This is a genomic window from Pseudomonas sp. 20-5 (assembly GCF_056782835.1).
Window position 1 is genome coordinate 5,192,859 of the sequence record NZ_CM165584.1, and the last position, 12,476, is coordinate 5,205,334.

The 12,476-nt window shown below is 67.0% G+C and carries 9 protein-coding genes; 3 read left to right on the forward strand and 6 right to left on the reverse strand.

The features are described from left to right. Nucleotides 1-179 precede the first annotated feature (179 nt). Both morA and glyA read left to right on the forward strand, forming a co-directional pair. Nucleotides 180-4,427: a cyclic di-GMP receptor MorA gene (gene morA, locus AC1RB9_RS23955; protein ID WP_003456785.1), complete on the forward strand. Its 4,248-nt coding sequence runs from the start codon at nucleotides 180-182 to the stop codon at nucleotides 4,425-4,427. Nucleotides 4,428-4,549: 122 nt separating this feature from the next. After that, entirely contained in the window at nucleotides 4,550-5,803 is a 1,254-nt protein-coding gene (glyA, locus tag AC1RB9_RS23960; protein ID WP_003146008.1) for a serine hydroxymethyltransferase, read from the forward strand. 77 nt (nucleotides 5,804-5,880) lie between these two features. On the opposite strand, the gene AC1RB9_RS23965 is transcribed toward glyA, so the two are convergent. From AC1RB9_RS23965 to AC1RB9_RS23985, 5 genes are all read right to left on the reverse strand, one after another. Beyond that, nucleotides 5,881-6,261, reverse strand: coding sequence for a hypothetical protein (locus AC1RB9_RS23965; RefSeq protein WP_003146010.1), 381 nt, complete (start codon nucleotides 6,259-6,261; stop codon nucleotides 5,881-5,883). A 22-nt stretch (nucleotides 6,262-6,283) separates the two neighbouring features. Next, nucleotides 6,284-7,288, reverse strand: coding sequence for a GTPase (yjiA, locus tag AC1RB9_RS23970; RefSeq protein WP_003094852.1), 1,005 nt, complete (start codon nucleotides 7,286-7,288; stop codon nucleotides 6,284-6,286). Nucleotides 7,289-7,347: 59 nt separating this feature from the next. Further along, the gene (locus tag AC1RB9_RS23975; protein ID WP_003094856.1) at nucleotides 7,348-7,551 is read right to left on the reverse strand and encodes a YbdD/YjiX family protein; all 204 of its coding nucleotides are present in this window, start codon (nucleotides 7,549-7,551) and stop codon (nucleotides 7,348-7,350) included. A 48-nt stretch (nucleotides 7,552-7,599) separates the two neighbouring features. Continuing rightward, nucleotides 7,600-9,666 (reverse strand): carbon starvation CstA family protein, encoded by a 2,067-nt coding sequence (locus AC1RB9_RS23980; protein ID WP_003094859.1) that lies wholly within the window; start codon nucleotides 9,664-9,666, stop codon nucleotides 7,600-7,602. Nucleotides 9,667-10,003: 337 nt separating this feature from the next. Beyond that, on the reverse strand, nucleotides 10,004-10,510 hold the full coding sequence (locus tag AC1RB9_RS23985; RefSeq protein WP_003094862.1) for a DUF3015 domain-containing protein: 507 nt from the start codon (nucleotides 10,508-10,510) through the stop codon (nucleotides 10,004-10,006). A gap of 202 nt (nucleotides 10,511-10,712) precedes the next feature. Between AC1RB9_RS23985 and mapZ the strand changes: the two genes are divergently transcribed. Continuing rightward, nucleotides 10,713-11,090, forward strand: a complete 378-nt coding sequence (mapZ, locus tag AC1RB9_RS23990; RefSeq protein WP_003094864.1) for a cyclic di-GMP-binding protein MapZ — start codon at nucleotides 10,713-10,715, stop codon at nucleotides 11,088-11,090. 6 nt (nucleotides 11,091-11,096) lie between these two features. Here the strand turns inward: mapZ and radA are convergent, their stop codons facing one another. After that, nucleotides 11,097-12,458 carry a DNA repair protein RadA gene (gene radA, locus AC1RB9_RS23995; protein WP_003094867.1) on the reverse strand — a complete coding sequence of 454 codons (1,362 nt, stop codon included), beginning with the start codon at nucleotides 12,456-12,458 and terminating at the stop codon, nucleotides 11,097-11,099. Nucleotides 12,459-12,476: the final 18 nt, after the last annotated feature.

Genomic DNA, 12,476 nt, shown 5'->3' on the forward strand with positions numbered 1-12,476 from the left:
ACTTCGGCCGCCCGGAGGCCTGCTCGACACTCGGGAAGATCAGTCGTCACCGGTCCTGCGACAAAGTGCCTCGACAGCCGGAAAGGACCGTGACGCTCGTCGGCGATACTGGCACTTGGCCTTGCTTCCGGGCATCCTAACTGTCTACCGAATCACACCTCCCCCAGGAATTCCGGTCAGTGTCGACCCCCTCGCTAACCCCGTCGCCGCCTCCCGCCGGCGACCCACTGACCGTACCCGACCGACCGGCAGCCAAGGCTGGCCTGCTGTTGCTGGTCCTGTTGATGCTCGGCCTGCTGCTCTGGCAGATGAGCCAGGAGCTGCGCCAGCAGGAACGCTTCGAACACGAGCGAGCCGCGGCCCAGCTCGATCGTCTCAACGACCGCCTGTCCCTGACCCTCGAACTCAAGGCGCGCACCGCCCTCGCCCTGCTCCCGGGCGTGCCCCCCAGCGAGCGTGGCGAGATCCAGGGCAGGCTGTTGCCGCGCATCAGCGATGCGCTGCCGCAGGTGCGCCAGTTGCAATGGGTGGACAGCGCCCCGCAGACGGACAGCCCGTCGCCGGAAAGGACGCTGCCCGAGCAGTTGCGCCAGCACGCCGGCTCCGGCCTCTACCACTATTGCCTCGACCCGCGCGACGGCGAATCCCTCTACCTGACCCTGCGCGAACCCGGCAGCCGCCGCGACAGTGGCTTCTGGCTGTTGCACCTGGCCAGCGACAGCCTCGCCCAGTGGAGTCCCGACCTGCCCACCGGCAACCTGCTCTGGCGCCTGGAAGACCAATACGCCGGGCGGGTGCTCTGGCATACCCCGGGGAGCACGGCGCTGCTCGACGACATGCAGACCCTCGGCGTGGAACCGCTGCGCAACAGCGACTGGCAGCTTCGCGGGCTCTACGACAGCACGCGAGTGCGGCTCGGCCTGCTGCCGGGAATCGGCGGCGAGCTGGCGATCTTCCTCCTGCTGGTCGGCGTCACCGTGTACATGCTGCTGCGCCTGCACCGCGAGCAACAGGGCCTGCGCGCCATGACCCTGGCCTCGCAGCGCAGCCTGCGCCAGGCGGCCACGGCACTGGCGGCGATCGACGAGCGGGTGCTGGTGACCCGCGCCGACGGCCGCCTCAGCTACCTCAATCCCCAGGCCGAACGCCTCTTCGGCATCAGTTCGGCCCAGGCCCGCCAGCATCACCTGCTGGGCCTGCTGCCGGACCTCGAGCCAGGCTGGCTGACGGACGCCGGTGGCGACGGCGAGACCCGTAGCGAGCTGCTGCCGCTGCGGGTGCGCGGCGAGCCGCGGACGTTCACCCTCAGCCGCCATCCGCTGGCCAGCTATCCGGCGCTCGCCGACCAGGCCTGGACCCTCCGCGAGCAGATCCTCCAGGGCGGGCAGGTCTGGGTGTTGCGCGACGTCACCGAGGAACAGCACGCCCTCGGCGTCCTGGAGGAAACCCGGCGGCGCTACCAGGACATCTTCGAAGGGGTCGGCGTGGCCCTCTGCGTGCTCGACCTCTCCGCCCTGCGCCAGGCTCTGGTGGAACAAGGCCTGGACAGCTGCGCCGCACTGCGCGCCTGGCTCGCCGGCGAACCCGGGCGGCAGCAGGCGCTGCTGGAGCGGATCCGCATCACCGAGATCAACGATGTCAGTCGCCGCCTGCTGCAGATCGAGTCCACCGAACAGGCCTGGCAGCGCTTGCTCGACCACGGCCCGCTACAACCGGACAGCCTGCGCCTGCAGGTGATCGAGGCGCTCATCGAACGCCGGCCGGTACTCGAACTGGAAGCCACGCTGCGCTGCGGCAAGAGCACGCCGCGGCACCTGTGGTTGCAACTGCGCCTGCCGGAAAACCCCGGCGAATGGCATGCGGTGACCCTCAGCCTGTCCGACGTCACCAGTCGCAAGGAAGTCGAACTGTCGCTGATCGAGCGCGAGAAGTTCTGGTCGGACGCGGTCCAGGCGGTGCCCGATACCCTCTACATCCACGACCTGCACGCGCGCCGGGTGATCTTCAGCAACCATCACCTGGGCCAGCAACTGGGCTACAACCAGGAAGAACTGGCGCGGATGGGCGAGAACTTCTGGGAAACCCTGCTGCACCCCGACGACCAGGAATACTACTGGCGCATCCGCAACCTGCAGCACGTGGTCGGCGACGGCCTGCTGCTCGACAGCCAGCTGCGCTGGCGCCACCGCGACGGCCGCTGGCACTGGTTCGACATCCGCGAGCAGGCCTTCAGCCGCGACCGCAGCGGTCGCGTGGCGCGCCTGATCGGCGTGGCCAAGGACATCACCTTCACCGTCGAGGCGAACAACGCGCTGCGCGAGAACGGCCGACGCTACCGCATGCTGGCGGAAAACATCAGCGACGTGATCTTCTCCACCGACGCCGAACTCAACGCCAGCTACGTCAGCCCCTCGGTACAGCACGTGTTCGGCTACAGCCCGGAATGGGCGCTGCTCAACGGCCTCCACCAGACCGCCACCAACCCGCGCCAGCTCGGCCGCCTGAACGGCCTGCTGCGCCGCGTGCGACACGCCATCGGCGACCGCCAGAAGCTCGCCGAGCTGCGGGAAAACCCTGGCCAGCATCTGTTCGCCCTCGACTGCCTGCGCGCCGACGGACGCAAGATTCCCATCGAACTGCGGATCGTCCTGATGTGGGACGAGCACGACCGCTTCGAAGGCCTGCTCGGCATCGCCCGCGACATCAGCCAGCAGCGCCGCGCCGAACGCGAGCTGCGGATGGCGGCGACGGTATTCGAACACTCCACGGCGGCGATCATGGTCACCGACCCGGCCGGCTACATCGTCCAGGTCAACGATTCCTTCTCGCGCCTGACCGGCTACAGCCCGGCCGACGTGCTCGACCAGCAGCCGCGCCTGCTCACCGCCGACCGCCAGGAAGCCAACCAGCTCAAGCACGTGCTCGCCAGCCTGCAGCACAGCGGCAGCTGGGAAGGCGAGATCCTGCAGAAGCGCAAGACCGGCGAACTCTATCCGTCCTGGGTCGGCATCACCGCGGTGCGCGACGAGGAAGGCGACCTGGTCAGCTTCGTCTGCTTCTTCAGCGACATCAGCGAGCGCAAGGCCAGCGAGCGGCGCATCCACCGCCTGGCCTACTACGACGCCCTCACCCACCTGCCCAACCGCACGCTGTTCCAGGACCGTCTGCATACCGCCCTGCAACAGGCCGAGCGCAACGGCCAATGGGTGGTGCTGATGTTCCTCGACCTCGACCGCTTCAAGCCGATCAACGACTCCCTCGGCCACGCCGCCGGCGACCGCATGCTGCAGGAAGTGGCGACCCGCCTGAGCGCCTGCGTCAGCCAGGACGATACCGTGGCGCGCATGGGCGGCGACGAATTCACCCTGCTGCTGCCTTCCCAGGGCGACCGCGAGATCGCCCTGAAACGGGCGATCCAGGTCGCCGAGCTGATCCTCGGCCGTCTGGCCCGGCCGTTCACCCTGGAAGGCCGTGAATTCTTCGTCACCGCCAGCATCGGTGTGGCCTTGTCGCCCCAGGACGGCGCCGAACTGAGCCTGCTGATGAAGAACGCCGACACGGCGATGTACCACGCCAAGGAGATGGGCAAGAACAACTTCCAGTTCTACCAGGCCGAGATGAACGCCCGCGCCCTGGAGCGCCTGGAACTGGAAAGCGACCTGCGCCGCGCCCTGGAACTGGGCGAGTTCGTCCTCCACTACCAGCCGCAGTTCACCGGCGACGGCCGCCGCCTGACAGGCGCCGAGGCCCTGCTGCGCTGGCAGCATCCGCGCCGCGGACTGGTTCCGCCGAGCGAGTTCATTCCGGTGCTGGAGGAGATCGGCCTGGTCGCCCAGGTCGGCGACTGGCTGCTGGCGGAAGCCTGCAAGCAGTTGCGCAGCTGGCACAAGGCCAAGGTGCGGGTGCCAAAGGTCTCGGTGAACCTCTCGGCACGGCAGTTCGCCGATGGCCAGTTGGGCGAGCGGATCGCCGCGATCCTCTACGAGACAGGCATCCCGCCGGCCTGCCTGGAGCTGGAGCTGACCGAAAGCATCCTGATGAGTGACGTCGCCGAGGCCATGCAGATCCTCTCCGGGCTCAAGCGCCTCGGCCTGGCCATCGCGGTGGACGACTTCGGCACCGGCTACTCCTCGCTGAACTACCTCAAGCAGTTCCCCATCGACGTGCTGAAGATCGACCGCAGCTTCGTCGACGGCCTGCCCCACGGCGAACAGGACGCGCAGATCGCCCGGGCGATCATTGCCATGGCCCACAGCCTGAATCTGATGGTGATCGCCGAGGGCGTGGAGAGCCAGGCCCAGCTGGACTTCCTTCGCGAGCACGGCTGCGACGAGGTGCAAGGCTACCTGTTCGGCCGGCCGATGCCCGCCGAGCAGTTCGGCATGCTCTACGCCAGCGACGTGCTGTTCATGTTCAACGAGGGCTGAGCCGCCGTGCGGCGCGCTTGAGCGCCGCTTGTCCGCGACATGATGGCCTTTCATGTGCCAGCACCCGCCGCATGGGTTAGAATGCGCGCCTTTTCCCAGCACCGATCCTTATGAGGACCGCCATGTTCAGCCGTGATTTGACCCTCGCCCGCTACGATGCCGAACTCTTTGCCGCGATGGAGCAGGAAGCCCAGCGCCAGGAAGAGCACATCGAGCTGATCGCCTCCGAGAACTACACCAGCCCGGCGGTGATGGAAGCCCAGGGTTCGGTGCTGACCAACAAGTACGCCGAAGGTTATCCGCACAAGCGCTACTACGGCGGCTGCGAGTACGTCGATATCGTCGAGCAACTGGCCATCGACCGCGCCAAGCAACTGTTCGGCGCCGATTACGCCAACGTCCAGCCGCACGCCGGCTCCCAGGCCAACGCCGCGGTCTACCTGGCCCTGCTGTCGGCCGGCGACACCATCCTCGGCATGAGCCTGGCCCATGGCGGCCACCTGACCCACGGCGCCAGCGTCTCCTCCTCCGGCAAGCTGTACAACGCCGTGCAGTACGGCATCGACGCCAATGGCCTGATCGACTACGACGAAGTCGAGCGCCTGGCCGTGGAGCACAAGCCGAAGATGATCGTCGCCGGCTTCTCCGCCTATTCCCAGGTCCTCGATTTCGCCCGCTTCCGCGCCATCGCCGACAAGGTCGGCGCCTACCTGTTCGTCGACATGGCCCACGTCGCCGGCCTGGTCGCCGCTGGCGTCTACCCGAACCCGGTGCCGTTCGCCGACGTGGTCACCACCACTACCCACAAGACCCTGCGCGGTCCGCGCGGTGGCCTGATCCTGGCGCGCGCCAACGAGGAGATCGAGAAGAAGCTCAACTCCGCGGTATTCCCCGGGGCCCAGGGCGGTCCGCTGGAGCACGTGATCGCGGCCAAGGCGGTGTGCTTCAAGGAAGCCCTGCAGCCGGAGTTCAAGACCTACCAGCAGCAGGTCCTGAAGAACGCCCAGACCATGGCCCAGGTCTTCCTCGACCGCGGTTTCGACGTGGTTTCCGGCGGCACCCAGAACCACCTGTTCCTGCTCTCCCTGATCAAGCAGGACATCACCGGCAAAGACGCCGACGCCGCCCTCGGCCGCGCGTTCATCACCGTGAACAAGAACTCGGTCCCGAACGACCCGCGCTCGCCGTTCGTCACCTCCGGCCTGCGCATCGGTACCCCGGCCGTGACCACCCGCGGCTTCAAGGAAGCCGAGTGCCGCGAGCTGGCCGGCTGGATCTGCGACATCCTCGAGAACATGGGCGACGAGTCCGTGATCGACGGCGTACGCGAGAAGGTCAAGGCGATCTGCGCCAAGTTCCCGGTCTACGGCAACTAAGCGACAAGGCAAGACGAAAGAGCCCGGCAAATGCCGGGCTTTTTCATTTCCTCCGAGGAAGGAGGCGCCGGGTAGCGTTATCGCCGGTCCTCGACATGGATCACCGCCAAGGCTTCGGCATCCTCGCCCCGCCGGGAGCGGCCGTGCATGCCGACGAGCAGCTCGCCGGCGTCCTCCTCCAGTTCCTCGCGAGGGACGAAGGTAAGGATGTCCGGGTGATGCCCGGTCACCACCCAGCCGCGGCCGTTGTCCAGGGTGATCACGCCGAAGTCGCCCGCCGGCGTGCCGACCTGTACCGCTCCCCACTCGGCCAGCAATGCCCGCGCCTGGGCCGCGAGGTCCGGCTCCGGCTGCGTGAGGATCACGCAAGTGCCCCGGGCGAACAGCACCCAGGATTTGTCCGCGCCACGGATGCAGTCCCGCCAGGCGCCGATCAATGCCTCCCTGTCCATTTCCACGCTCCTTTGACGTCGATGCGCCTCAGCGGCCTTCGACGATGCGTTCGAAGCCCTCGCGGATACTGTCCTCCGGCAGGTTGTCGCCGATGAACACGATCACACTCTCGCGCGCCTCGTCGTCCCGCCACTCGCTATCCCAGTCGAAGCCGTAGAGTCGCAGCACGCCCTGGAACACCAGGCGACGCGGCTCGTCGGCGATGTTCAGCACGCCCTTGTAGCGCAGCAGGGAATTGCCATGCCACTGCAACAGGTCGTCCATGAACTCGCTCAGCCTTTCGAGATCGAGCGGCGTGTCGCTGCGCAGTACCAGGGTGCCGATGCGATCGCGGCTGTCCTTGGCTGCCACCGCTCGCAGCGGGCGCAGGCCGATGCCCGGACCGAGGTCGGCGTTGAGGTTGAAGCCACGTACGTCGAGCAGGTGCGCCAGGTCGATGCGGCCGTGCTCGACCACATGCACCAGCGCCCTCCGGTTGATCCGTTGCAGGCGCTGGCCCAGGGCCTCGAAGGTGGCGGCGTCGACCAGGTCGGTCTTACTCACCAGGATGCGGTCGGCGAAGCCGACCTGGGCCTGGGCGATGGTTTCCTGCAGGTGACGCTCGGCGTTGGCGGCGTCCACCAGGGTGATGATGCCGTCCAGCACGTAGCGCTGGCAGAGTTCCTCGTCGGCGAAGAAGGTCTGCGCCACCGGCGCCGGATCGGCCAGGCCGGTGCACTCGATCACCAGGCGGTCGAAGTCGATCTCGCCGTTGTCGCGGCGCTCCAGCAGGAGGAACAGGGCCTTTTCCAGGTCGGTGTTGATCGAGCAGCAGACGCAGCCGTTGGACAGCGTCATCACCTGCACCGGCTCGACGCCGAGCAACTGGCCGTCGATCGGCGTCTCGCTGTACTCGTTCTCGATCACCGCGATCTTCATGCCGTGCTCGGCCTGCAGCAGGTACTTGAGCAGGGTGGTCTTGCCGGCGCCGAGGAAGCCGGTGAGCACGGTGACGGGGATCGGGGCGTGGTTGTCGTTGGCTACTTCGGACATGCGCAACTTCCAGAAAAGACGCGGGCCACGTCAGACGTGGCCCGCGGAAGGATGGGGATTCAGCAGCAGCGGATCGGCCGACCCTTGCCGCCACCGTAGCGCGCCTCCTGGCGCTCGCGGAAGAACTCCTCGTAGGTCATCACCGGCTTGTCCGGGTGCTTGTTGCGCATGTGCTCGACATAGGTGTCGTAGTCGGGCATGCCGACCAGCATCCGGGCGGCCTGGCCCAGGTATTTGCCCATGCGGCTGAGGTCGTTGAACATGGCGAGTTCCTCGTTAAGGCTCCCCGGCGAACCGGGGAGCGCGGCCGGTCAGGCGTCGGGGATGGGCTCGAACGGGGTTTCCTTGTCGGTCCGCTCGCTCTTGCCCCAGGCCGCGATGCCGACCTTGATGGCGTAGAACAGTACGCTGAAGACCACCAGCAGGAACAGCACGGTCAGACCGGCGTTGATGTAGGCGTTCAGCACCACGTGCTGCATCTGGCCGATATCCTTGGCCGGCGCCAGCACCTGGCCGGCATCCAGCGCGGTGGCGTACTTCTCGCCAAGAGCGACGAAGCCGACCGCCGGGTTGCTGTCGAAGATCTTGATCAGGCCCGCGGTGGTGGTGCAGATCAGCAACCAGGCCGCCGGCAGGATGGTGACCCAGACATACTGCTGGCGCTTCATCTTGATCAGGACCACGGTGGCGAGCATCAGCGCGATGCCGGCGAGCATCTGGTTGGAAATGCCGAACAGCGGCCACAGGGTATTGATCCCGCCCAGCGGGTCGACCACGCCCTGGTACAGCAGCCAGCCCCACAGCGCCACGCAGCCGCCGGTGCCGATGATGTTGGCGGTCCACGACTCGGTCTTCTTCAGCGCCGGCACGAAGTTGCCCAGCAGGTCCTGCAGCATGAAGCGCCCGGCACGGGTGCCGGCGTCCACCGCGGTGAGGATGAACAAGGCCTCGAAGAGGATCGCGAAGTGGTACCAGAAGGCCATGGTGTTCTCGCCCGGCAGCACCTGGTGGAGGATGTGCGCGATCCCCACCGCCAGGGTCGGCGCGCCGCCGGCACGGGCCAGGATGGTGGTCTCGCCGATGTCCTGGGCGGTCTGGGTGAGTTGCTCCGGCGTGATGGCGAAGCCCCAGCTGCTGACGGTCGCGGCCACCGCGTTGACGTCGGCGCCGACCACCGCCGGCGGGCTGTTCATGGCGAAGTAGATGCCCGGCTCGATCACCGAGGCGGCGACCATCGCCATGATCGCCACGAAGGACTCCATCAGCATGCCGCCGTAGCCGATGTAGCGGGCGTCGGGCTCGCGGTTGAGCAGCTTCGGCGTGGTCCCCGAGGAGATCAGCGCGTGGAAGCCGGACACCGCGCCGCAGGCGATGGTGATGAACAGGAACGGGAACAGGCTGCCTTTCCAGACCGGGCCGGTGCCGTCGGTGAACTGGGTCAGGGCCGGCATCTTCAGTTCCGGCATGACGATCAGGATGCCGATCGCCAGGCCGATGATGGTGCCGATCTTGAGGAAGGTCGACAGGTAGTCGCGCGGCGCCAGCAGCAGCCACACCGGCAGTACCGAGGCGACGGCGCCGTAGCCGATCAGCATCCAGGTGATCTGGATTCCACTGAAGGTGAAATGCGGCGCCCATTCCGGACTGGCCGCGACCTGCCCGCCGAGCCAGATCGAACCGAGCAGGAGGAACACCCCGATGATCGAGATCTCGCCGATCCGGCCGGGGCGGATGAAGCGCATGTAGACGCCCATGAACAGCGCGATGGGAATGGTCGCGAGGACGGTGAACATGCCCCAGGGGCTGTCGGCCAGAGCCTTCACCACGATCAGCGCGAGCACCGCGAGGATGATGATCATGATCAGGAAGGCGCCGAACAGCGCGATGGTCCCGGCCACCTGGCCCATTTCCTCGCGCACCAGCTCGCCCAGCGAGCGGCCGTTGCGACGGCTGGAGATGAACAGGACCATGAAGTCCTGCACCGCGCCGGCGAGGACTACGCCGGCGATCAGCCAGAGGGTGCCGGGCAGGTAGCCCATCTGCGCGGCAAGGACCGGACCGACCAGCGGACCGGCGCCGGCGATGGCGGCGAAGTGGTGGCCGAAGAGGATGTGCTTGTTGGTCGGGACGTAGTCCAGGCCATCGTTGTTGAGTACCGCGGGAGTGGCGCGGTTGGGGTCCAGTTGCATCACCTTGCTGGCGATGAACAGGCTGTAGTAACGGTAGGCGACCAGGTAGATGGCCACCGCCGCCACCACGATCCACAAGGCGTTGATCGCTTCGCCACGACGCAGGGCGACGACGCCCAGGGCCGCGGCGCCCACGATCGCCACCACCAGCCAGGCGAGGTGACGTAGCAGGCTATTGTTATTGTTCATAGTGTTTGGCTTCCGACAGATGGAGGGCGCAGTTCTGCAGCGAAAATTCTAGCCGCGAACCGACCAGGGGTCATACGACCTTAGTCTAGAGCGGTTACCGCACGATGGCGGTAGGCGCAATGTCGCAGGAATCCGCCGGAAAAGTCCATGGCCGACAAGGGCCGGCCAGGCGAAAACACTTCGGCGCGGCCTTGCCCTCTCCGTAGGAAGCGCCCTGGGAAAACGCCGTATGCCCAAGCCGCTCGTCTGCCGTGGCAACGGAGGCGGCAACCTCCGGCGGGCAGGCCGCGCACACGAAAAAGCCCGCCGTAGCGGGCTCTTTCCTGGGCCTGAAATCTCAGGCCGGTTGCTTGGCGTAGCGCGCCAGGGTGCCGTCGCGACTCATCACCGCCAGGGTGTTGCTCAGGACCTGCTCGCCCGTCGCATCCTTGCTCGCGAATATCTCGCCGAAATGCTGCTGGGTGACCTGGGCGAAGTGCGCCCGGTCCTTGGCTTCCACGCCGAGCAGCACGGCATAGGCGTCGAGCGCTTCGCCCTGGCCCTTGGCCATGTCCTCGGCGATGTTGTCGAGCATCCCGTTCATGGCGAAGATCGAGCGGCCGCCGTAGCCCAGGCGAGCATTGGTGTTGCAACCGTTGGTCCCGGAGGTCATGCCGAAGGTGGCGTTGCCCGAGGTACCGTTGGTGGTGGTGGCCAGCAGGTGCGGGAACAGGCCGCGCTGGCCCTCGAACACCATGTTGCCCCAACCACAGCCATTACCGCCTGCCGCGTCGGCGTGTGCCGTCATGCTGCCCAGGCTCAGCAGCCCCAGAACCAACCCCTTGCTCAAAAGTCGCTTGTCCATGTCTGCGCTCCGCAGTTGTATTTTGGAGAAAAACGCTTTAGCAGCTTTGGCGAGACTTGACGAACTGTCAAACTCGGACACATGCCGCCGATCCAGCCGCACAGGCGAGGACGGACGGCACCGCCGATCGAATTCCGCCACTTCCCCGCCGGCATGGCTTGGCTATAGTGGTATCCAGCAGCGCGCACCGAGGGATCGCGACATGAGTGACCAGCACGACGAACGTCGACGTTTCCACCGGATCGCCTTCGACGCCGACAGCGAGATCCTCCAGGGCGAACGGCGCTGGGAGGTCTTGCTCCACGACGTCTCCCTGCACGGCATCCTGGTCGGCCAGCCGCAGGACTGGAACGGCGACCCGCAACGGCCCTTCGAGGCCCGCCTGTACCTGGGCCTGGATGTACTGATCCGCATGGAGATCAGCCTGGCCTGGGCTCGCGACGGCCTGCTCGGCTTCGAATGCCAGCACATCGACCTCGACTCCATCAGCCACCTGCGCCGCCTGGTGGAACTGAACCTGGGCGACGAGGAACTCCTCGAGCGCGAGCTGGCCCTGCTGGTCAGCGCCCACGACGACTGAGGCGGGTCACTCGAAGAGGGCGTCCAGGGCCTGCTCGAGGCGCGTCACGGCGATCACCTGCAATCCCGCCGGCGCCTCCTTCGGCGCGTTGCCGAGGGGTACGATGGCACGCTTGAAACCATGCTTGCCGGCTTCCTTCAGGCGCTCCTGGCCGCTCGGCACCGGACGCACCTCGCCGGACAGCCCGACCTCGCCGAACACCAGCAGGTCGTGCGGCAGCGGGCGGTTGCGCAGGCTGGACATCACCGCCGCCATCAACGCCAGGTCGGAGGCGGTTTCCAGCACCTTGACCCCACCCACCACGTTGAGGAACACGTCCTGGTCGTAGGTCGGGATACCGCCGTGCCGGTGCAGCACCGCCAGCAGCATCGCCAGGCGGTTCTGGTCGAGGCCCAGGGTCACCCGCCGCGGATTCGCCAGGTGACTGGTGTCGACCAGCGCCTGGACCTCCACCAGCATCGGCCGCGAGCCTTCCCAGGTGGCCATCACCACGCTGCCGGGCACCGCTTCCTGGGCCCGCGTGAGGAAGATCGCCGAAGGATTGCTCACTTCCTTCAGGCCTTTGTCGGTCATGCCGAACACTCCCAGTTCGTTGACCGCGCCGAAGCGGTTCTTCACCGCCCGCAGCAGGCGCAGGCGGCCGTCTGATTCGCCCTCGAAATACAGTACGGTGTCGACCATGTGTTCGAGCACCCGCGGGCCGGCCAGGGCGCCTTCCTTGGTCACGTGGCCGACCAGGAAGATCGCCGTGCCGCTCTGCTTGGCATAGCGCACCAGCATCGCGGCGCTCTCGCGGACCTGGGCGACGCCACCCGGCGCCGATTGCAACTGCTCGGTGAAGATGGTCTGGATCGAGTCGATCACCATCACCCGCGGCTGCTCCTGGCGCGCGGTGGCGATGATGGTTTCGATGCTGGTCTCGGTCATCACCTTGAGCTTGTCTTCCGGCAACGACAGGCGCCGCGCGCGCATCGCCACCTGCTGCTGGGATTCCTCGCCGGTGACGTACAGCGCCGGGACGCGGCTGGCCAGGTTGCAAAGGGTCTGCAGGAGAATGGTCGACTTGCCGATGCCGGGATCGCCGCCGATCAGCACCACCGAACCGTCCACCAGGCCGCCGCCGAGAACCCGGTCCAGTTCGGTGGAGCCGGTCGTGAAGCGCGGCATTTCCTCGACGCTGACCTCCGCCAGGGTCTTCAGGTTGGCCTGCTGGCCGGCCCAGCCGCCGCGGCCGGAGCCGCTCGGCGCGGCCTCGACGACGGTCTCCACCAGGGTGTTCCAGGCCCCGCAGTCCGCGCACTGGCCGGCCCATTTCGGGAAGGTCGCGCCACACTCGGTGCAGCCGTACATGCGCTTGGCCTTGGCCATGGGAACTCCTCTCGCGGG